Raw genomic sequence first — 20,131 nt, 5'->3', positions numbered from 1 at the left:
GCTGTCGCGGTAATAGAGCGGCAGCCTTTCGTTTGTTCTGGCACCGATGAATCGGCCTCTGTGTGGAAACATTTGCTTCCAGAGCGTTATTTCAATTGAAGCTTGGAGAACCATTCTTTACAACAACATAAAAATTATCTATTATATAAATAGATAAAAATATAAATTGTTTGTTTTTTAGGAGAGAGGAGGAACCATGAAAATACCTACTTCAACAAATCATAAACCCGTGATTGTGTCGGATAACTATGGGAAAGTGGATGGACGATTGGCATCTAAAACAGATGTAGGAGCTCTATCTTTAGGATTGACCGAGCAGAACGAGGAGGCTAAGGCGCAAATTGCCGCCAAGATATGGAGAGCTGCTGAGGAACAAGGGACCAGTCCATCGGATGAGTTACCTATTCATCGAATTCTAGATTTGTCCATTCTCATTTGCACTGCGCTGACACATTTTAGCGAAGCCTATAGATATGAACATTTATATGACCCGCAACAGCCTGTGATCGACCGGATCGGATTGCAGGGGAACGCCATGACGGTAGCTGTTTGCACGGATAATGAACAGATTCAGGAGGATATCAAGCTGTTCAACGAGGCACTGAGCGATAATGGTGAGATGATTGGAGAACGTCTACGCACTTTAACGAGAATGTTAGAAGAATTGGGTTATGTACGATAAGAAAGTCGCCGAACGGGGGGGACGGGGCTTTTCCTGCGTTCAGTGTTAACGAGAGTTTGGAGGTGAGCGGTCATGAAAGACCGGAATGACAATGAATCTAACGTGCTGTCTCCTGGGAGAGCATGGACTGAGGAAGAAAAGAGCCTTGTTTGGAAAAAAACATTAACGCATAAAGTAAGCGAGGAAGAACGGCGAATCACGAATGAAATCAAGCGTAATTGGCATCGCGGTGAGATGAAAATCGCCAATATTCTATTAGAGGGAGATGCCGGCTCCGGAAAAACGCAGCTCGCCAAGGCGTTGTCCGCAAACTTCAGGTTACCCTATACCAAAGTAACTTGTTTTGCCGATATGGATAAATCGGATATTCTCGGAGCCATTTTACCGGTTATTTCATCTGATCGAATGAAGCAGTTGGAACCTGCGGACCAAGCGGCCTTGAGCGCATTATACGAAAGCGACGGCTTTCGAAGCTCGACGGAGATTTTAATGGAGGCGCTGGAGATTCCACAAGAGATGGCTTCCGCCAAGATGAAGCGATTATTGAAGCTGGCCGCGCATAACGCTCAAGATGATGGAGCTGTCGAGTATCGATTTTACGCTTCCGAGATCGTCAGAGCTTTTCAAAAGGGCTATCTGCTGGAAATACAGGAACCGAACGTGATTCGGGACGCTGGCGTATTGATGGCATTGAATTCCGCGTTGGAGCCGAGCGGCAGCCTTAATCTCCCAACGGAGATCGTGCACCGGCATCCGGATTTTATAGCGGTGATCACGGCAAACCGCAGTTATGCGGGATCGAGGCCGCTTAACGAGGCATTGCGTGACCGAGTGCAGCATACGGAGAAGATGGACCTGCCGACCAAAGAGATCATGATGGAGCGAGCAATGGCCAAAACCGGTTATCGGAACGATGAAATGCTGGACGTACTGGCAAGAGTCATAATCCTATTGGATAAAACAGCCCGAGCTAATGCCATTAAAGGCGTGGCTGGCATGCGCTCCTATTTCTATTGGGTAGATGCCGTTGCTCAAGGTGCTTCTGCGAGGGGAGCTCTTTATCATAAAGTGATCTACAAGATAACAACCGATTCGGAAGAGATCAAACTGCTGGAAGAAGCGCTGGAAGGCGAAGGCTTAATGGATATGCTAGAGGAAGCCCCGCTTGAGATGAGTAATAATCGAAATACAGAGGCAGTGGAGATCACGACATGGAACAGCGATATCGACCTGGATTCCACTTCTGATAGGCAAGCCGAGGAAGAAGGTATCCGGTTAAAAAAGTCCGCTGAAAGCGAAGACAGCACATCCATCCTCGCGGATGAGTCAGCGGATATGGAGAGTTCGGATTCGGGGGAGGACGGATCACCGCAATATCACCAGGCCAATCCCGAACCCATGACGGAGGAGGAGAAGCAGAAGGAGCGGGACTTTCGCAAAAAGCTGAATCAAGTCTCCAGATCCATCGTGTCCGATTCGATTCATCAGGCTGTTAAGCTGATCGTTCACCGTCCTGAATACGATCCGAACCAGCAGGAGGAATATAGGAGCCTGAGTAAGGGCCTTATGACCATCGTGCGGGAAATTGCCAGACAGACGCTGCCGCTATTGGAGCACGAGATAACCACGGAATTTGCCAAAAACCATTACTACGGTTCTAAATTTCAAGCAGACAGCGTGGCCTACCGCGATTTCAGGTATTTTGCCAAGAAGCGTCCTCCGACGGAATCCCCTGGTCTTGTGGTCGGTTTGAGGGTGGATGAATCCGCATCGATGGCTGCTTTCGGAAGATTGGAGGCGGCCAAGCGGGCGGTTATTGCGGTCTATGAATTCTGTCAAATTTGCCATATTCCTGTTTTAATTTATGGGGATACTGCGGATGTTTCCCGCTTGGAGCAGATGTCCCTCTTCGCTTATGCCGATTACGATCAACCGGATGTCCGCGATCGGTTCAGGCTGATGGGGATCCGAGCCAGAAGTAATAATCGGGATGGTATGGCTTTAAGAATTATGGCGGAAAGGTTAGCCACTTCACCGAAGCAAACTAAGCTGTTGATCAGCATCAGCGACGGGCAGCCTAAAGCCATGGAAGACTATACCGGAAGTCTGGCCATTCAGGACATGCAGCAGACTCTATCTGAATTCGAAAGAAAAGGAGTCAAATTTCTGGCAGCAGCCATCGGTCAGGACAAGGATGTCATTAGTCAGATCTATGGTGCCGAGAGGTTTTTGGATATTACCAACCTGAATGAGCTGCCAGCGAAGCTGGTGCGTATCATTTCACGGTATTTGTAAAACCATACTGAACAGCTTCAGCCTGCGTGTCTTTATGACATGCGGGCTTGTTCCAGTATTCATGTCAGTGAACATCTGAACATACTCCTAGTTCGTACTTGGTAAACTGGACATGTGCCCCGTCCAAACATTATAGTTAAAAGAATGAAGATAGCGTCATTTTGGCGGATTTTTGTCGGTGTCGTGAATCGATGCTCAGCTTTACATCTTGAATATGTATACATAAGTAAGGGAGGACATGTATGGAGCAACCCCGTATTTGGCCGGATCGGTTCAAGCGCTTTTTTCTGAACAATAAATTTGTGCTTCTTTTGCTTGTTCTGTTGCTGGTTGGACTCAACGTGTTGGTTATAAGCAAGATTTCGTTTGTGCTGCATCCGCTCGCCGTGTTAGTCAAGACGATCGTTTTGCCGATCATTTTATCAGGGATCCTCTATTATTTGCTGAACCCCCTGGTGGATTTGATGGAGAAAAGGAAAATCAAGCGCGGATGGTCCATCCTGATCCTGTATCTGGTTATTGCCGGTATTCTAACGATCGTGGTGCTCGCGGTCATTCCGGTGCTGCGCAATCAGATTATGGGGCTGATCGACAATTTTCCGATATATAGCGAGAAGGTTAGACAGCAGTTTGAAGATCTGACGGGCAGCGAGTTGTATTATCAGATCCAAGAAACAATGAACATTAATTCCCAGGAGTGGTGGACAACCGTCACGCAAAAAGCAACGGAAATTCTGAACCATACTTGGAGCAGAGTAGGCGGGTTTCTGGGTGCTTTTACGGAGATTGTGTTGTCGATCGTGACCGTACCTTTTGTGCTGTTTTATATGTTGAAAGATGGCAAAAAGCTCCCTCTGAAAATATTGTCTTTTCTGCCGACGAAGAGTCGTTCCGGAATTTTGCATGTGCTTCAGGATATCAATCATCAGATCAGCTCGTTTATCCGCGGGCAGATTATTGTGAGCTTCTGTATTGGGATTCTGCTCTATATCGGTTATATGATCATCGGTCTGGATTACGCGCTGATTCTGGCGATTATTGCATCGTTCACCAGCGTGGTGCCCTATCTGGGACCCGCAATTGCGATTACGCCTGCCCTGATTGTGGCACTGGTTACTTCTCCGATGATGCTGTTGAAGATGGTGGCGGTATGGACGATCGTGCAATTAATAGAAGGGAAGTTCATCTCCCCGCAAATCATGGGCAAAACGCTTAAGATTCACCCCATTACGATTATCTTCGTCATACTGACAGCCGGCAATCTGTTCGGTGTGGTTGGCATTCTGCTAGCCGTTCCCGGGTATGCGGTCCTCAAGGTTTGTGTATCCCATATCTTCGAATGGTTCAAGGACACGTCGGGCATGTACGATCCTCCGAATAGCAATACGCTGAAATAGTCTTTTGGACTGTCTCATTAAATAGAAGCAGGAGAAGTTCACTTGATATACAGCATCCAAGATTTACAAAAGGGCTGGGGGAAAGCGGAAGTTTCTGTTCTTCTGGGGTCATACGCCTCCAGCCGACGGCAGCTGTTAATAACATCTGTTTCAGTCAGTGGTGGAAATGCACCTTCATGATGAAGGCTACACATTTTTAACCATCCTTCATCCTGAAACGTGGATTCATTGCAAAAGAGAATCTGAATTAATATAATGGATATCATAGGTCCATGTCATTCGAATTAAAGGAGGAAACCGCCATACAGTTTTCCAAAAGCGTTGATTATGCTCTGCATGCCTTAATTCATTTGGCTCATTCGGAGCGTGACCAGAACATCGGAATCAAGGAATTATCTGCGACACTGGGCGTTTCGGAAAGCTACTTATCTAAAATCATGTCCAAGCTGAGACAGGATGGAATCGTGCGGGCAGTTCCGGGAGTGAACGGGGGCTACGAGCTGGCCAAGACGGCCGAGCAGATTACATTCCTTGAAGTGATACAGGTGATTGAAGGAAGGCAGCAGTTGTTTGAATGCTCTAATATCAATTCGCAGCAGCATCGTTTGTTAACCGAAGAGAAAGCTGTCGAGATGCAAGAGGACAATCCCCGTGAGTGCGTATGCCTGGTCAAACAGGTGATGGACGGCGCCGAACAGCAATTGAATCAATACCTGGAAGAGCAAACCATCCAGTCAGTATTGGACACGGCATCGAAGCGTGGCAGCTGTACTGAAGACAAGAAGTGATGAACTTCTTGTTTTAGAAAAACAACTCGGATTTCATTGCGATTCATTGACCGAATGTTCATTTTTGAATAAAAAGGGTATAGTAGATTTTTTGATAGAGAATAAACTACACGCAAAAAGCCGCATAACTGCGGCTTTTTTAATGAAATTTATGCAATGTCTTCATGTGAGTAAATGGAATGACACGTATTTATTGTGACTAGATATTCTCTAATAAACAGGTGGGCGACGAGGTTGCAAGCACCCCGATTACCTCGATTCCTTACTTTTCAGCTTTATTCCCCGGTACTGCCGGTTGTACTTTTTTAGGAGTTCCCTGGCTCGTCTCAAAGCTAATTGGCTTGATGCCTTTTGCTTGCCACACCGTGCCTCTACGCTCGTATTCGAATAACTTCTCAATGGCATTCGCAATCTGTGGCCCGACTTCACGCTCAACCAAATACAAGGCCACATCAAGTCCGGAGGTAACACCTCCGCCAGTCACCAAGCGAGGACTATCTTCCACGATTCGTGCATCAACTGGAATTGCACCGAGAGCTTCTAGCGCACCCATGCCTATCTGATTGGTGACAGCATATCTGTCTTTCAACAACCCATCCATAGCAAGGAGCAATGAACCTCCACACACGGTCGCCACCGTAACTTCCTTATTATTCATAGCTTGTTTCATCATACTGGTTAAGCCTGTATCCTTAGCCTGCCTCAATATGTTGGGGATCGCATCTGCGGTATTCCCCGCTGGCTTTCCCGAAGCTCCAGGAATCACAATAATCCCGGAACGATTAGGGTCTAATACGGCTTGTGCTTCAAGGGTGGGCCCATCCAGCCCGCTCGGCACCGAACGCTTACCTTCTGCAGATACCAATTCTACAGTGACTTTTCCTCCCGTGTACATTCCAGCGGCAGCAAATACTTCATATGGCGCTAATGCGTCCAGCAGGTCAAACCCATCGAATAATACGATTTGTACATGTACGCTTTTATCCTTGGATGGATCTTGATTCTTGTTTGTTTCCGCGCTTGCTGCGGGGGCTAACAGACTTAGAACGAGCGTAAACGACATGAGTAAGCTAAGTACTTTTTTCATTCTTATACCAATTCCTTTCGATTCGTTCTAATGATGATTTCAGGAATAACTAGTAGCAGCGCAATTGAGCCGTAAACGCCGATGGTGTAGCTGGTAGCGTAAACGTACCCGAATCCCTGATGAAAAAGGGAAGTAATGAGATGAACCAACATGTTCGTGAAGCAAAAGGCATAACTACGAATCATCCAGTTGCGGTGACGGATGATCCGTCTCCTCTTGATTTGGATGAGTGCCGTAATGGTGATAAAGAGCCAGATCATATTCAGCAAATTGAATCCCATACTGCTAATTTTTCCGCCGGTGGCGTATGGCGCCATATAACCGGAAGTCAGCACAACAAGCAGTACGGACACGATATATACATAGCCGTTTATGCGATGGAGCCTGCGGCTTCTTTCAAATATTCGATTCGAAAAGTTAACCAGCCCGGATGCCATGGCCATACATGCGAATGCAACATGAACGTGCATGACATTAAGCCAAACCGGGAGATTCAGCTCGCGCTTCAGCCCAGTTTTATGACTTAAAAACCCCGAAGCACCGGGATCGATCCAATAGTTTTTCACCAAAGCGTATAGTATAAATAGAACGCTGACAGAGGTCAGCAATAGATATAACGATTTCCGTTTTTTCATCCGTTCGCAACTCCCGATGATCAGGAAACCCGATTTCCTGTTAATTTAGATGCAGGCAGTAGGCCAGCTTTGGCGATACCCACCATGTGATCTCCATCGACGACAACTTCAAATTTCAGATTTAAGCGCATGGGTTTCGTGATTCGAAGTGACCAGGCCAGTTTGTTATCCTGAAGCACGGGGTTCATAAACTCGATGGTTTCATCCCCCTGCGCTGCCGTGCCTTGGATCATATCGTTCCTTGTCAATATGGAGAGCCTGACCTCCATCTTCCCGACGGGTGTAGCGATCGTGGTCTCCCAATCCCCGTCGAAGACCGATGCCTGTGTGCTTTTGCTAAGCTGGGAGCTGGGGGTGGGTGTCATCGCTGTTTTGTTTATCACAGTGTTTGGCTCGTTGCTCGTTAATGGTTTATTAACGTTAGGCGTTATCCCTGTATCCCTCCAAACCGTTCCTCTTCGTTCATATTCGAATAACTGCTCTACCGCGTGAGCGATACGAGGCCCAAATTCACGTTCCACCAGGTATAGCGCTACATCGAGTCCTGAAGTTACGCCGCCGCCGGTCACCAGATTACCATCGTCCACAACGCGAGCCGAGATGGGAACTGCTCCAGTTGCACCAAGTAAATCCATGCCCAGATGGTTCGTTACCGCCGGCCTGCCTTCCAGGAGGCCTCCCATGGCAAGAATCAGGGAACCGCCACAGACCGTAGCGACTGTAATGTCTTTGTGCTGAAGAGCCTGCTTGATCATACCGGTCAATTCCGTACCCATGGTTCGGCCCAAAATAGCCGGAATCGAATCGGGCCCATCACCTTCGACGTCGCCGGACGCGCCCGGAACGAGAATGATGCCCGCACGTTCCGGGTCCAGTCTGCCACTTGCTTCAATCTTCAACCCGTTGATGCCACTAGGCACGGATCTTGGTCCTTCTGCGGTGACCAATTCTACGCTTAACGCGTTTTCAGCATTCATGGCTGCGGCGCAAAAGACCTCATAAGGTGCTATCGCATCCAGAAGGTCGAAGCCATCAAACAACACGATTTGAACCTTTAGCATCAATAATTCCTCCTAGTCTTTATTTAGTCAGTAGATCTTTCAACATGCGATATTCCTTCTCATCAATTTCACCTTTGGCCATTCGGTTCTTCAGAATCATAGCGATGTCATCCTTTTGTTGATCGCTTTTGTAACGATGACGAATCGCGTATACTCGAACCGCCAGGAAAGAGAACAGTGTGAGACAAAACAAAGCGCCGAAAGGAAAGAACGAGAAGGCGTTATTTTCCAAACCCATATGTAAACCTCCTTTATCGATGACTGCGCGGGAAGATCACCCGAAATATCGGCTTTCTGTGTGCGCAAGTAGAAGCATAACAAACGAATATCTCAAACAAAGATGCAGAAAGGTCACAAAAGTATAAACAAATCATCACAATACATAAGATCGCGTTAGTTCTAGCTAAATAAATGATAAACTAGGATAGCAAAGGTGGGATAAACATGAGTGCATTCAAGACGATATTGGTTGTAGACGATGACCAAAGTATCGTTGAGTTATTAAGGGATTTTCTAGAGAATGACAACTTTCAAGTAATGACAGCTTGCGATACCGCTCAAGCGTGGGACATATTTAAGCAAAACTCCATTCATTGTATTGTCCTGGACATTATGATGCCGGGACAAAACGGATTTGAATTTTGCCGCCGGATTCGCGGGGAGAGCCATATTCCGATCCTGTTCTTGAGTGCTCGCAGCGATGATGTAGATAAGATTCGAGGTCTCACGCTCGGTGGTGATGATTATATCGTCAAAACCGCTTCACCCGGGGAAATCGTTGCCAGAGTCAAAGCGGTATTGCGGCGTTCCGCTTCCTCGCAGCAAATGGATAGCAGGGTCTTGGATTACGGGCGAATCAAGTTAAATCTGTCCACAAGAGAAGTACAAGTGGATGGAAATCACGTCGTGCTCACCCCCAGGGAATATGAGTTACTGCGATTATTTGCCGAACACCCGAGACATGTTTTCTCCTATGAACAATTACTAGCGAAATTTTGGGATGGGGTGGGCGACAGACACACGATTCGGGTCCATCTCAGCCGACTTCGCGAGAAAATCGAAGCCGATCCGAACCAACCGATATTCCTGGTTAACGTATGGGGAGTAGGGTATCGCTTTGAGGGAGGGTAACATGAGGTCACTCCGCATTCGTACGTTTACTATGCTCTGCTTCGTCTTTATTCTCACTTTGCCGTGGATATTTTTTGTTGCTGCTCACTTTATAGAGACGAAGACGCTCAGCTTCGAAAAAGGTCGGCTGCAAAATGAGACACTGCAACGAAATATATCGGAAATGACTCAGCGAATTGAATCGGAAACAGACCTATGGACGGATCCCGACTGGCAAGACCAACTGCACTCAGCGCTGCGCGAAGCGAGGATGGATGTTCTCATTCTATCCGCAGCAGATCAGGATATTTATCGTACCAATCCAGATCGACGAGGAACTAATTTATCAACCGAGCGATTTTCCGTCATCAAGGACGGCCAGTTGCTGGGAAGGGTTATTCTGTATCTGCCTCAGTCCAATCAATTTCAAGTGATGTCGGCTTTTGTCGGGCTGCTGCTTGCGATCTTTGTTGTTGGAATGGAAATGAGGCGATTCGTTCTTAAACCACTCGAGAAGATGGGAATCGCAGCTAGACAAATTGCAACAGGAGATTGGGATGTTCGGTTACCCATGTCCAAGGTCACCGAAATCGCTGAAGTCCGAGACGGTTTCAATGTTATGGTCACGGGGCTTGAGCAATCCTATCGAAAACAGGCCGAATTGGAGGAGGAGCGCCGATTCGTCATTGCGGCAGTTGCGCATGATTTGCGGACTCCTTTGTTCGCTTTGCGGGGCTATTTGGATGGACTGGAGCAAGGGATCGCTCAATCTCCGGAAAAAGTGGCCCAATATGTGGCGGTTTGCAAGGATAAATCGGCACAATTGGATCGGTTGGTAGAGGATCTGTTCACCTTTACAAAGATGGAGTATGTGGAGTCGGAACTGAACACTAAAACGGTTGATTTTAACCAGGTAATCCGGAATTCGATGGACAGTCTGAGTCCGCTGGCTCGGCAAAAAGGCATCTCGATCTCATTCCGTGTAACAGATGGCTGCATTATCAATGGAGATATGCATTTATTGGAGCGAGCCATGAACAATCTTCTGGATAATGCCGTCAGACACACACCTACAGATGGTGACATCGAAGTCCAGTGCAACAAAGAAGACAATAAGGTTATGTTTGCAATACGCGATACCGGGCCGGGCTTCTCTATGGAAGAACTTGAGCGCGTATTTGAACCGCTGTATCGCGGGGAAACCTCTAGAAGCCGCTCTACTGGAGGAAGCGGATTAGGCTTAACCATTTCACAAAGAATTATTAGGCAGCACGGAGGCGAGCTTGCCGCTAGCAATCATCCGGAAGGGGGAGCGCTGCTGGAAGGATGGTTGCCTCCAGCAGCTTCAGAGCAGATGGATTCGGATGGTCTTTAGTGGTAAAGATTGTTCACGCCGATCAATTAACATTTGTTGAACATTGTGGCAGCATCGATGCCGGATGAGCTGCTGACCCAGAGGGTTGACCGGCCTAATATAAAGCGCAGAACCTCGGTTCTGCGCTTTTTTAATTGATATTGATTTCATCTCCACTTCATCTTGATGTCACCCTTGTACACTCGTTTAAGGAAGGGGGAGAAAACGGATGAAAAAGGGTACAACGATCATAACGCTTATATTGTCAGCAATATTCATTATTTTGCTGTATAATAACCTTTCGAAAGAAGGTTCAGCAAGCTATCGTATGGCGGATATAACCAGTTCGAATGATCGCTCGCTTGGCAAACAAACACAGCATCCAGAATCGACCTATAAAGTAGTTATCGATCCTGGACATGGGGGAAAGGATGTTGGCGCGACAGGTGCCAGCGGTCGCTTCGAAAAGGAGTTTACGCTGCAACTGGCCCGTAAGGTCGAGGAACTGACCGAACAAGAGACGCAGCTAGAGGTGTATTTAACTCGAACAGAGGATCAGTTTATATCGTCTGTTGAACGGGCAAGACCGGAATTCGCCAACCAATTGGGTGCAGATTTATTTATATCCATTCATGGCAATACGTACGAGGATTCCAGCGTTGCAGGTACCGAAACTTACTATTACCACGACAACTCCATCATCTTGGCTGAGCTTATGCATAAGCATATCGTGAAAGGCGTCGGGTTTCGGGACCGGGGAGTGAAGCATGAGGATTTCTTTGTATTGAAGGATACCAATATGCCGGCCGTTCTGCTGGAGGTGGGTTATTTAACCAATCCGCAAGAAGAGGAAGACATGCTGACAGAAGAAGTCCAAACCAAGATGGCAAGTTCCATCCTGGATGGAATCAAGGAATATCTAGAATTACAATAAACAGTAGCTAAAGGAGCCCTATATATGAAGCCTTATACATCTGGCCGTATCAAAATCCCGCCGGGATTTTGGGAAGGATTACATCAATTAGGGATTGCCGCCCATGACATAGCTCGCAAAGCACAATTACCGCTCACCATCATAACGGAATCTATAGTCACCAACGCCCAATATTTCGCGATCTGGCAGGCTTATTCCGATCTCATTGGTGACACTGCCCAAGCCATCATCAAGCTTGCGACCGTCTTTGAAACGGCGAAGTACCCACCGACCGTCTTAGCGCCTTACCACGCTCGTGACTACCGCGATGCTCTAAACCGAATGGCTCGGTATAAACAACTATGTCCACCCGAAGGCTTGCTGATCACCGAGGAAGGCGAACACTGTACCATCGAGCTGGAATGGCTGAATCTAGGCGAGCAACCAGGTCCGCCGCTGCTTGTGGGTATCACACTGGCATGTCTTTTGGAGCTTGGACGCCGGGGCACAGGTCAACCGCTGACCGCACACTTGGTTGAATTTTCGCAGCCTATGGGCGATGTACAAGCTCTTGAAGCTTATTTTGACTGTCGTATCCGGATGGGGGCTAAACGTAACCGGTTAACACTCTATCGAAGAGATCTGGATCGCCCTTTTATCTCGTACAACGAAGAATTGCTGGAGATCCTGACTCCCGCTCTAGACCGATCACTTTATGAATTACAGAACAACCGCTCTATTACCGAGATGGTCAAGTGGATCATCAAACACAGTCTCACAGGAGGGCGACCTGACATTCAGTCTGTGGCGAAGGAGCTCAATATGAGTGATCGTACATTACAGCGCAGGCTAACGGAAGAAAATACGAGTTTCAAGCAATTGCTGACGCAAGCTAGACACGAGCAGGCCATCGAGTATTTGGCAGACCCCTCGCTCGATCTCAAAGAAGTTGCTTTTTTGATTGGATATGAAGATCAGAACTCGTTCTATCGTGCCTTCCGTCTGTGGGAAGGAGATACTCCATCAAATTGGCGTACTGAGCATTTCAGTTCCTACTCGCCATCAGAACAACGGCAGGGAATGCTGACAATGAATTCATAGCGTTCTCAACGGAGCGGTTTCTATAGAGAGGTTGGCGTGTTATACAAGTACTTTGGCGTTATGTGCTAGTGACTCAACATTCCTGACAAAGTAATATAATCACTATCCGGATCACAAAGGAGAAATGATTATATTATGGATATGGAATTAAAAAATAAAACGGCTCTAGTTACCGGGTCAACAAAAGGCATAGGTAAGGCCATTGCTATTGAACTTGCAAGAGAAGGTGTTCATGTACTCATTAATGGACGAAATCATGAAGAGGTCGAGCAAACCGTGAATGAAATCAAGTCCCAATTCCCGGCGACTTCTCCTCAAAATGCTACAGCCGATATCGTGGATGCGAAACAAAGAGAAGCTTTGTTTGAAAAATATCCTCATGTGGATATTTTAGTTAACAACATGGGTATTTATGAAATTATGCAGTATGAGGATGTTAGTGATGAGGTATGGGAGAAATATTTCCGTACGAATGTGCTTGCTGCTAATGGATTAACTAAATTTTACTTGCCTCATATGTTGAAACGTGATGATGGGCGCATTATTTTTATAGCCAGCGAAGAAGCCGTAATGCCTTCAGGACAAATGCCTCAATACTGTATGACAAAATCTATGCTTTTATCCTTGTCTAAAAGCTTGTCCAAATTAACCAGGGGAACGGAAGTAACCGTTAATACGATTATGCCAGGACCTACCCTCTCAGAGAATGTGTACCAAATCATTGAAGGAATGTATCCTGATTCAAAAATGACTTTTTCTGAAAAAGAGAAGGAATTTATGGTTACAAACCTACCTCAATCCGAAATACAGCGATTTATCAAGCCTATCGAAATAGGTAGACTGGCTGCATTCCTGTGCAGTCCTTACGCATCCGCGTTTAAAGGTTCTCCAATCCGTATGGATGGCGGCATGGTCCCTACGATTTTCTAACGTTGTTAAATTATTTTATTCTTACTCATATTAAAAGCTTGGGATCTAAAAGAGATCTCCAAGCTTTTTTAGTATCCATACGCATTATCCCTGATTCAACCTGGTTTTTACTCGCTTATCAATTCCAGCTTGTTCAGCCTTTTGTGATATACAATGCGAGACAGTCCGACGCTAATTTCATATAGAAGTAACAGGGGCACAATGACGAGAATGTCCGACACGATATCTGGCGGTGTAATGGTAACGGCTGCTATCGTCAGCAGCAAGTAGGCGATTTTCCGCATTTTAGCTAAGCGGAGCGGATTCAGGATGCCAATCGAGGTCAAAAACATGATAACGACGGGCATTTCGAACAGCACACCGAACGGTACGGTCATATGCACCATAAAACGGAAGTATCTCTCAGCGGTATAAGCTGTTATGAAATGATGCGACAGCGAATCCAGGAAGGACAGGACCATGGGGTAAATGACAAAGTAGCCGAAAGCCAACCCCAATAGAAAAAGGGCTCCGATCGCGGGGATATACGCTAGTGATGTGCGCCGCTCCATGGTGCTCAAGCCGGGTACGACGAAACGCCATACCTGAAATCCGGCAACAGGCATCGTCACCGCCAGAGCTATAACGCCTGCAATCATGAAGTATACCCAAATCACGTCCGTTGGTCCCAGTACTTGAAGCTGACCCTCCACGTCGCGAGTCAACATTTCATACAGTGGTTCAACATACAGAAAAGCGGCACAAAGGGCTACCAAAAAGGTGCCCAATGTGATGAGAATCCGCTTTCGGAGCTCTGTTAAGTGCTCCAAAATATGCTGCTCCTGTTCTTGTGCCTGCTCGTGCTCAGTCATTTCAATTTATCTCCATCTTGGATATCTTCGCTCGAAACCAGTTCACGCGTTGAGTTTTTGAACTCGCTCAGTGTACGACCGAAGGCACGGCCCAGTTCAGGGAGCTTCGAAGGACCGAAAATAATCAAGGCGATCAACAGAATGAGGATCAGCCCTGTCACACCGATATTTCCTAGAGGCATACGATCAACTCCTTTACTTATTTTTTATCCGAGGCCATTTTCAGCAGCTCTGTAATATCTCTGGCGATCGACTCATCGCGCGGCGCATCATGCAGCTTCGAGGCAATTCGGTCGATCAGCTTAGGAGCTTGCGGATTCGTTACCGTTAGAATTTGGACTTCTTCATTAAACATGCTCTTCACATGCTCTTTGGCTTGCGACATATTGTCGTTGTTCGCGGCCTTGGCTCCGATAACACCTTCGTTCGGTTCACCTTTACCCGACATTCCTTCCGTCTGACTTAAAACCTTTTGCTGCATGTTGTCATATTGGTTAGAAGAAACGCGTGATTCTGCACGTGCCAGAATAATCGTGTCATTCAGGACAAAGGCTTTGACTCCTTCAATGCCTAAACTTGCGAGTCTTGATTGGACATGGGAAGAGATACCGCCTTCATGCAGGCTGGATGAGCCGATCATGCTGTACACGGACATGCCCATACCGCTTGTCGTTTTCCCGTGGACATTGGTCGTTTCGGTCTTCGGGCCATGATAGCTTGGGATCACATCGGTACTGTGCAAGTGAACGCCATCGGCGTTACGCTGTTCCATGGATTGCGCATTTTGTTGATTGCCGTTTTGATTTAAGCAGGCTGTTAAAGAAAGAAGCAGTGCTGAGCCCAATATTGGACCTCTCCACTTGCTCCATAATTGATTCATGAGCATTCGCCTCCATATCGTTAGTGTTTTTATCATGCCCACCGGATGGAGAATAATGTATGAATGAAATGTTGATGGGGACAATACCCATTATTCCAAATGATGAAGAGTAGGGGTGTTGAAAGTTTGAGCGAACATGACCAACAATCCAACCAATCGAAGCCTGGCAGCTCACAGACGATGTCACGGCGGAAGTTTCTGAGAAACTCCGGTTATGCCGTGGGAGGTGTGGTGCTGGGCGGGGTACTCGGTTATCTGCTGCCGAAGCGGGCAACTCCGCCTGCAGCGCCAGCACCTGAGACGAATGAAAACAACTACAATCAAGCATTAATGTTCTTCAACCAGGAACAATACCGGATCACAGAAGCAGCCGTAGAGCGTATATTCCCTGCGGATGACAATGGTCCTGGCGCCAAAGAACTTGGCGCAGCATTCTTCATCGACCACCAGCTGGCCGGTGATTGGGGTTTTAATGCAAGAGACTACATGCAGCCGCCTTTTTATGTCGGAGAGAAAACGCAAGGTTATCAGGGACGATTGAGACGACGAGAGATTTTCTACATTGGTCTGCGCGAAATTCAGAACTACAGCCAAAAAAATTATCAGAAAGATTTCCCGAGCCTGTCGCCAGAGGAACAGGATGCGGTGTTAACAGCCTTTCAGAACGATGAGGTCAAGTTGACAACGATCTCAGCCAGCGGGTTCTTCAACCTGCTTCGCAGCAGCACATTGGAAGGTGTTTACAGTGATCCGCTATATGGTGGCAATAAAAACATGCAGGGCTGGGTGATGCGGCAATATCCGGGTAACCAAATGGCTTACACGAATATTATTGAGAAGAATTTTACTGTCATCCCGCCTAAGAGTTTAAAAGATCACCTATAACGGCTCACGATTAGCGAGAGGAGTATAGATATGGCCAAAAAATTACCTAAAACAGATGTTGTCATCATTGGCGTCGGCTGGGCCGGCGGCATTATCGCTTCGGAACTGACCAAGAACGGTTTATCCGTTGTCGGATTGGAGAGAGGTAAAGAAAGAGTGACGGAAGACTATTACATGGCTCACGATGAGCTCCGTTACGCGCTTCGTTACGATTTGATGCAGGACCTCTCTAAAGAAACAATTACCTTTCGAAGCACCGAAAAAATACGTGCGCTTCCGATGAGGCAATATGGGTCGTTCTTGTTAGGCGAGGGATTGGGAGGAGCCGGCGTGCACTGGAACGGACAAACGTTCCGTTTCCTGCCTTACGATTTTAAGATTCGGAGCATGACGGAAGAACGATATGGGAAAGATAAAATACCGCCGGAAATGACGATCCAGGACTGGGGTATCACCTATGATCAGCTCGAGCCGTTTTTTGATAAGTTCGAGAAGACGACCGGCATCTCCGGCGAGGAAAATCCCTTGGCAGGGAAACGTTCGAATCCTTACCCGACACCGCCCATGCTCCATACTCCATCCATGAAGATGTTCACAGAAGCGGCGAAAAGTCTGAAGCTCAATCCCTATACGGTGCCTTCAGCGAATCTGTCGGAAAGCTATACGAATCCGGATGGCATTGCCCGGGCAGGTTGCCAGTACTGTGGGTATTGCGAGCGGTTTGGCTGTGAATACGGGGCGAAAGCGGATCCAGTCGTTACCGTGATTCCTGTTGCCAAAAAAACCGGAAAGTTCGAAATCCGGACCCATTCCTATGTAAGACGAATTCTTCATACGGGAGGTAAGGCAACGGGTGTTATGTACACGGATTTAACGACGGGAGAGGAAATCGAACAGCCAGCGGATATCGTCGTATCAACAGGGTATGTATTTAATAATACTCGCTTGATGCTTCTTTCTAAGATCGGCAAGCCGTACGACTCGTCCAGCGGAACAGGTGTAATTGGAAAAAACTATGCTTATCAAGTCATCAAGGGGAACGCCGCCGGATTTTTTGACGATCAATTCAATCTGTTTGCCGGAGCGGGAAGCTTAGGGATGGGCTTGGACGATTATAACGGCGATAATTTTGATCACTCGGACCTGAAGTTTATACATGGGGGGAACATTGCCCATACGGTAACGGGACAAAGACCCATTCAGAACAATCCTGTTCCGGAGGAAACACCGCGTTGGGGAAAAGAGTTTAAGGCGAATTCCTTGAAGTATGCAAACAGTGTACTGTCCGTGGGCTCCCAAGGATCTTCTATGCCTTATCGGCATCACTACTTGGACTTGGATCCCACTTACAAGGATGCATACGGAGATCCGTTGATTCGAATCACGTTCGATTTCGAAGAGCAGGACCGTCAGTTGGCGAGGTATCTTTCCGATCGCTGCGCGGAAATCCTGAAGGAGATGGGGGCCCAGAAGATTATGAAGTTGAAGGAACTGGGACCTTACGAAATAACGACATACCAATCGACTCATAATACCGGTGGGGTTATTATGGGTGAGAATCCTGGCAATTCAGCCATCAATAACTACATGCAAATGTGGGATATGGAAAATTTGTTTGTCGTAGGCGCATCCGCTTTCCCGCATAACAGCGGCTATAATCCGACAGGTACGGTCGGGGCTCTTGCGTATCGCGCAGCGGACGGAATCCTCGAATACAGCAAAAAAGGCGGGTTACTCGTATAACTTGCATTTTACAAAAGGAGGTCGTTTCAAACATGTTCAAAAAAGGGTTGCTATTTGTCATGCTTTTGACAGCTTTTGCTTTTGGTGTGGTTGCATGTGGAGGTAATACCACAGCGCCTGCCCCTGGCGGACAAGCTCCACAGGAAGGTACAACCGGCGGGGATGCAACGAATACCGAAGCAACCTCGCTCTACAATGCAAACTGCATGGCATGCCACGCGACGGACTTAAGCGGGGGTGGGAATTTTCCAAGCCTGCAGAACGTAGGGGGCAAATACGATGCCAGCCAAATCTCAGCTATCATCACGAATGGCCGAAATGGAATGCCGGCATTCCAAGGCAAGCTCTCCGCTGACGAAATCAATGTGTTATCTGAATGGTTGTCCGCCAAAAAATAAGGTGAATAGAATATGAAAAAATGAGGACCCTCATGCTACAATGCAGATATGAATCGCGTTGTTATCATGGGGGTTCTTCATATGCAAGAAGATTGGGAACACTTTTTAGGAGGGGGGCTGTGAAGTCATGACAGAGACGTTCGTATCCTCCTATAGCACCTGTTCAACAAAGTGCCGAACGGTGGTTTGCTTTTTTGCCGGTGTCCTGACCTATCGGAATAATTTTGAAGACGCTGCAAGCGAGATTGCTCTTAGATATCCAAATGCCAAAATTGTGGTGATCTTTCCGTATGGGATGGCAAACGGCATAGCGGGTTCTTCGTTAATCCGTCTGCTAGCACGGCAGCTTACTCAAGTGGGCTATGACTTGGTTCGCGAGCAGTCTCGCCGGGTAGTGAACGCAGTGCAGATCATCCGCGAGCATGCAGCAGATGCGGATCAACTGATCCTCATCGGGCACAGCGCTGGAGGCGTGGTCGCCTATAAGGCAGGGCTTTATTTGGAGGACAAGTACGACTTTCAGGGAGTCCATGTATTTGCTGTGGGGTGTCCAAAGTTTTATTTGAAGGACATTCCTTACAATGACCGGTTTACATATATCACTGGGCAGAATCCGGACAGAATCACCAGAATTGGCAGTTGGCGCAAGCCGGGTTCCAGGGTGTACCGGGGAAGTCCGGGGCGTGAGATTCAACTGGATTTTAATCCAGACCATCAGGGATGGCGATTTCATGCTTCTTATTTTCTGAAATCGGCATGGACGGATTCAAATGAAGCGTTCCATACCAATTCAGTAGATCTGGTTTCCAAAATCCACGAATTGTATCCTGGAAAATGAATGCTACATAATAAATATTATGTAAACTAAATACGCGAGTGCTTGTGTCATGCCCTGTCATATCATGTGATTGTCAAGTGGTGAGGCAGGAAGAGTTATAGGACAAGAGCCGAATTCCCTTGAAGGAATTCGGCTCTTTGTTGCTTTACGGCCGTATATCCGTCTGATGATTTTTACGATATTTCAGGGGAGAGAGGCCGATTATGCTTTTAAAGGTGCGGCCGAAATGGGTGGAATTGTCGAAGCCGACGCTTTCGGCGATTTCGGAAACTTGTAAATTGGATTCTTTCAACAAATGGCACGCTTGCTTGATCCGTACGTGATTCACATACTCGATCAGGGTAAACCCTGTTGATTCCTTGAAAGTTCGACTCAGATGGGAGGGACTTACATGGAATCGGCCGGTGAGTTCCTCTAATGTCAGGCGCTGGTCGTAGTGGTGATTGATAAAGTGGGCAATATGGGAAATACGCTGATGAACCTGGTTCGTTGAGACATTTATGTATTGACGGCCGCTGTTTAGAATGCGGTGGATGAACACCAAAAGCTCGGACAACAGGATTTTGAGATAGAAATTCGACTCTGGAAATCCGTTTACCGATTCGGCGGCCATCTTCGCAAAAATCCCTTCAACATACCCCTGCTCCTGGCCCTTTAACCGGATGGAGCCGGAACCTGTTTGGAAAGGGGAAAGAGGATGAAAAGACGAATCCTCGGTCAATAACCCGCCTAAGAAATCTTCTTGAAAGAGTAGGGTCACTCTTTCAAATGGCGCACCGTTAGGATTGATCAGACGGTGTCCGTCATTCTTGCGGATGAGCAGCATGGAACCGCCCACAAGCTGAAACGGCTGGCTTCCAATACAGTAATGCAGCTCGCCTGAGACAATATACAGAATTTCGTAAGCGTCGTGATAGTGGAATGAAGGAATACTCGATCGGGATTTGCTCTCTCGACTGATATAAAAGGGATCGGAGCAAAAAAAGTTGATGTCAAATCACCTCTCAGGGAATCCAGCTATGTCATGATGTCCTCATTGTACCCGAAGCCGATTGAATTGTTAATCAAAATAACAGCAATATATGTTGAAAAGGGCCATTTTTAAATAAGATTCCGCGAGAATCCTGAGAAAACATGGGATATATTCAAGAAGGCGGGATTCCAATCGAATCCTCAAGCCAAA

21 protein-coding genes are annotated in these 20,131 nt (G+C 47.1%); 13 read left to right on the top strand and 8 right to left on the bottom strand.

Annotated features, from left to right (window positions below):
- Positions 1-196: 196 nt before the first annotated feature.
- The 4 genes from ABEW73_RS18735 (at position 197) to ABEW73_RS18720 (ending at position 5,162) form a co-directional block, all read left to right on the top strand.
- The gene (locus ABEW73_RS18735; RefSeq protein WP_430165925.1) at positions 197-682 is read left to right on the top strand and encodes a DUF6530 family protein; all 486 of its coding nucleotides are present in this window, start codon (positions 197-199) and stop codon (positions 680-682) included.
- A gap of 72 nt (positions 683-754) precedes the next feature.
- Positions 755-2,977: an AAA family ATPase gene (locus ABEW73_RS18730; RefSeq protein ID WP_430165922.1), complete on the top strand. Its 2,223-nt coding sequence runs from the start codon at positions 755-757 to the stop codon at positions 2,975-2,977.
- A 242-nt stretch (positions 2,978-3,219) separates the two neighbouring features.
- Positions 3,220-4,374, top strand: coding sequence for an AI-2E family transporter (locus tag ABEW73_RS18725; RefSeq protein ID WP_430165920.1), 1,155 nt, complete (start codon positions 3,220-3,222; stop codon positions 4,372-4,374).
- 302 nt (positions 4,375-4,676) lie between these two features.
- The gene (locus tag ABEW73_RS18720; protein ID WP_430166276.1) at positions 4,677-5,162 is read left to right on the top strand and encodes an RrF2 family transcriptional regulator; all 486 of its coding nucleotides are present in this window, start codon (positions 4,677-4,679) and stop codon (positions 5,160-5,162) included.
- Between the two features lie 262 nt (positions 5,163-5,424).
- Here ABEW73_RS18720 and ABEW73_RS18715 read toward each other — a convergent pair whose 3' ends face one another.
- From ABEW73_RS18715 to ABEW73_RS18700, 4 genes are read right to left on the bottom strand one after another with little or no spacing between them, the layout of a single operon-like run.
- Positions 5,425-6,249 carry a DJ-1/PfpI family protein gene (locus ABEW73_RS18715; RefSeq protein WP_430165917.1) on the bottom strand — a complete coding sequence of 275 codons (825 nt, stop codon included), beginning with the start codon at positions 6,247-6,249 and terminating at the stop codon, positions 5,425-5,427.
- A gap of 2 nt (positions 6,250-6,251) precedes the next feature.
- Complete coding sequence (locus ABEW73_RS18710) at positions 6,252-6,884, bottom strand: DUF2306 domain-containing protein (RefSeq protein ID WP_430165914.1); 633 nt, start codon at positions 6,882-6,884, stop codon at positions 6,252-6,254.
- A gap of 20 nt (positions 6,885-6,904) precedes the next feature.
- Complete coding sequence (locus ABEW73_RS18705) at positions 6,905-7,945, bottom strand: DJ-1/PfpI family protein (RefSeq protein ID WP_430165911.1); 1,041 nt, start codon at positions 7,943-7,945, stop codon at positions 6,905-6,907.
- A 19-nt stretch (positions 7,946-7,964) separates the two neighbouring features.
- Entirely contained in the window at positions 7,965-8,183 is a 219-nt protein-coding gene (locus tag ABEW73_RS18700) for a hypothetical protein (RefSeq protein ID WP_430165908.1), read from the bottom strand.
- Positions 8,184-8,389: 206 nt separating this feature from the next.
- Between ABEW73_RS18700 and ABEW73_RS18695 the strand changes: the two genes are divergently transcribed.
- The 5 genes from ABEW73_RS18695 (at position 8,390) to ABEW73_RS18675 (ending at position 13,353) form a co-directional block, all read left to right on the top strand.
- Positions 8,390-9,076 (top strand): response regulator transcription factor, encoded by a 687-nt coding sequence (locus ABEW73_RS18695; RefSeq protein ID WP_430165905.1) that lies wholly within the window; start codon positions 8,390-8,392, stop codon positions 9,074-9,076.
- A 1-nt stretch (position 9,077) separates the two neighbouring features.
- Complete coding sequence (locus ABEW73_RS18690) at positions 9,078-10,430, top strand: sensor histidine kinase (protein WP_430165902.1); 1,353 nt, start codon at positions 9,078-9,080, stop codon at positions 10,428-10,430.
- Positions 10,431-10,638: 208 nt separating this feature from the next.
- A complete protein-coding gene (locus ABEW73_RS18685) occupies positions 10,639-11,343 on the top strand; it encodes an N-acetylmuramoyl-L-alanine amidase family protein (protein WP_430165899.1) in 705 nt (234 codons plus the stop codon).
- A gap of 24 nt (positions 11,344-11,367) precedes the next feature.
- Positions 11,368-12,423 carry a helix-turn-helix domain-containing protein gene (locus ABEW73_RS18680; protein WP_430165897.1) on the top strand — a complete coding sequence of 352 codons (1,056 nt, stop codon included), beginning with the start codon at positions 11,368-11,370 and terminating at the stop codon, positions 12,421-12,423.
- Between the two features lie 135 nt (positions 12,424-12,558).
- Complete coding sequence (locus tag ABEW73_RS18675; RefSeq protein WP_430165894.1) at positions 12,559-13,353, top strand: SDR family NAD(P)-dependent oxidoreductase; 795 nt, start codon at positions 12,559-12,561, stop codon at positions 13,351-13,353.
- Positions 13,354-13,460: 107 nt separating this feature from the next.
- On the opposite strand, the gene tatC is transcribed toward ABEW73_RS18675, so the two are convergent.
- Genes tatC through ABEW73_RS18660 form a run of 3 tightly spaced genes read right to left on the bottom strand, consistent with a single transcriptional unit; the run spans position 13,461 to position 15,084 of the window.
- Positions 13,461-14,204 carry a twin-arginine translocase subunit TatC gene (gene tatC / locus ABEW73_RS18670; RefSeq protein WP_430165891.1) on the bottom strand — a complete coding sequence of 248 codons (744 nt, stop codon included), beginning with the start codon at positions 14,202-14,204 and terminating at the stop codon, positions 13,461-13,463.
- Positions 14,201-14,386 carry a twin-arginine translocase TatA/TatE family subunit gene (gene tatA, locus ABEW73_RS18665; protein ID WP_100536978.1) on the bottom strand — a complete coding sequence of 62 codons (186 nt, stop codon included), beginning with the start codon at positions 14,384-14,386 and terminating at the stop codon, positions 14,201-14,203. Before tatA ends, tatC begins: the two co-directional genes overlap by 4 nt.
- 17 nt (positions 14,387-14,403) lie before the next feature.
- Complete coding sequence (locus tag ABEW73_RS18660; protein ID WP_430165888.1) at positions 14,404-15,084, bottom strand: hypothetical protein; 681 nt, start codon at positions 15,082-15,084, stop codon at positions 14,404-14,406.
- Between the two features lie 126 nt (positions 15,085-15,210).
- On the opposite strand from ABEW73_RS18660, the gene ABEW73_RS18655 reads away from it, so the two are divergent.
- The 4 genes from ABEW73_RS18655 (at position 15,211) to ABEW73_RS18640 (ending at position 18,948) form a co-directional block, all read left to right on the top strand.
- Complete coding sequence (locus ABEW73_RS18655) at positions 15,211-15,969, top strand: gluconate 2-dehydrogenase subunit 3 family protein (RefSeq protein WP_430165885.1); 759 nt, start codon at positions 15,211-15,213, stop codon at positions 15,967-15,969.
- Between the two features lie 30 nt (positions 15,970-15,999).
- A complete protein-coding gene (locus tag ABEW73_RS18650; RefSeq protein ID WP_430165883.1) occupies positions 16,000-17,712 on the top strand; it encodes a GMC family oxidoreductase in 1,713 nt (570 codons plus the stop codon).
- Between the two features lie 32 nt (positions 17,713-17,744).
- Entirely contained in the window at positions 17,745-18,110 is a 366-nt protein-coding gene (locus ABEW73_RS18645; RefSeq protein WP_430165880.1) for a c-type cytochrome, read from the top strand.
- A 127-nt stretch (positions 18,111-18,237) separates the two neighbouring features.
- On the top strand, positions 18,238-18,948 hold the full coding sequence (locus ABEW73_RS18640; protein ID WP_430165877.1) for an alpha/beta hydrolase: 711 nt from the start codon (positions 18,238-18,240) through the stop codon (positions 18,946-18,948).
- Positions 18,949-19,093: 145 nt separating this feature from the next.
- Here ABEW73_RS18640 and ABEW73_RS18635 read toward each other — a convergent pair whose 3' ends face one another.
- Positions 19,094-19,879 (bottom strand): helix-turn-helix domain-containing protein, encoded by a 786-nt coding sequence (locus tag ABEW73_RS18635; RefSeq protein WP_430166274.1) that lies wholly within the window; start codon positions 19,877-19,879, stop codon positions 19,094-19,096.
- Between the last annotated feature and the right edge of the window lie 252 nt (positions 19,880-20,131).

It is taken from the genome of Paenibacillus lautus, assembly GCF_050482385.1.
GTDB classification, from domain to species: Bacteria; Bacillota; Bacilli; order Paenibacillales; family Paenibacillaceae; genus Paenibacillus_AQ; species Paenibacillus_AQ lautus_B.
Note: the sequence above shows the minus strand (reverse complement) of the source record. Positions and strands in the feature narration are given on the sequence as shown.

Excerpts from the sequence above, each read along its gene's own strand:
- ABEW73_RS18735 (WP_430165925.1), top strand. The coding sequence starts at position 197 with ATGAAAATACCTACTTCAACAAATCATAAACCCGTGATTGTGTCGGAT.
- ABEW73_RS18730 (WP_430165922.1), top strand. The coding sequence starts at position 755 with ATGAAAGACCGGAATGACAATGAATCTAACGTGCTGTCTCCTGGGAGA.
- ABEW73_RS18725 (WP_430165920.1), top strand. The coding sequence starts at position 3,220 with ATGGAGCAACCCCGTATTTGGCCGGATCGGTTCAAGCGCTTTTTTCTG.
- ABEW73_RS18715 (WP_430165917.1), bottom strand. The coding sequence starts at position 6,249 with ATGAAAAAAGTACTTAGCTTACTCATGTCGTTTACGCTCGTTCTAAGT.
- ABEW73_RS18710 (WP_430165914.1), bottom strand. The coding sequence starts at position 6,884 with ATGAAAAAACGGAAATCGTTATATCTATTGCTGACCTCTGTCAGCGTT.
- ABEW73_RS18705 (WP_430165911.1), bottom strand. The coding sequence starts at position 7,945 with ATGCTAAAGGTTCAAATCGTGTTGTTTGATGGCTTCGACCTTCTGGAT.
- ABEW73_RS18700 (WP_430165908.1), bottom strand. The coding sequence starts at position 8,183 with ATGGGTTTGGAAAATAACGCCTTCTCGTTCTTTCCTTTCGGCGCTTTG.
- ABEW73_RS18695 (WP_430165905.1), top strand. The coding sequence starts at position 8,390 with ATGAGTGCATTCAAGACGATATTGGTTGTAGACGATGACCAAAGTATC.
- ABEW73_RS18690 (WP_430165902.1), top strand. The coding sequence starts at position 9,078 with ATGAGGTCACTCCGCATTCGTACGTTTACTATGCTCTGCTTCGTCTTT.
- ABEW73_RS18685 (WP_430165899.1), top strand. The coding sequence starts at position 10,639 with ATGAAAAAGGGTACAACGATCATAACGCTTATATTGTCAGCAATATTC.
- ABEW73_RS18680 (WP_430165897.1), top strand. The coding sequence starts at position 11,368 with ATGAAGCCTTATACATCTGGCCGTATCAAAATCCCGCCGGGATTTTGG.
- ABEW73_RS18675 (WP_430165894.1), top strand. The coding sequence starts at position 12,559 with ATGGATATGGAATTAAAAAATAAAACGGCTCTAGTTACCGGGTCAACA.
- tatC (WP_430165891.1), bottom strand. The coding sequence starts at position 14,204 with ATGACTGAGCACGAGCAGGCACAAGAACAGGAGCAGCATATTTTGGAG.
- tatA (WP_100536978.1), bottom strand. The coding sequence starts at position 14,386 with ATGCCTCTAGGAAATATCGGTGTGACAGGGCTGATCCTCATTCTGTTG.
- ABEW73_RS18660 (WP_430165888.1), bottom strand. The coding sequence starts at position 15,084 with ATGAATCAATTATGGAGCAAGTGGAGAGGTCCAATATTGGGCTCAGCA.
- ABEW73_RS18650 (WP_430165883.1), top strand. The coding sequence starts at position 16,000 with ATGGCCAAAAAATTACCTAAAACAGATGTTGTCATCATTGGCGTCGGC.
- ABEW73_RS18645 (WP_430165880.1), top strand. The coding sequence starts at position 17,745 with ATGTTCAAAAAAGGGTTGCTATTTGTCATGCTTTTGACAGCTTTTGCT.
- ABEW73_RS18640 (WP_430165877.1), top strand. The coding sequence starts at position 18,238 with ATGACAGAGACGTTCGTATCCTCCTATAGCACCTGTTCAACAAAGTGC.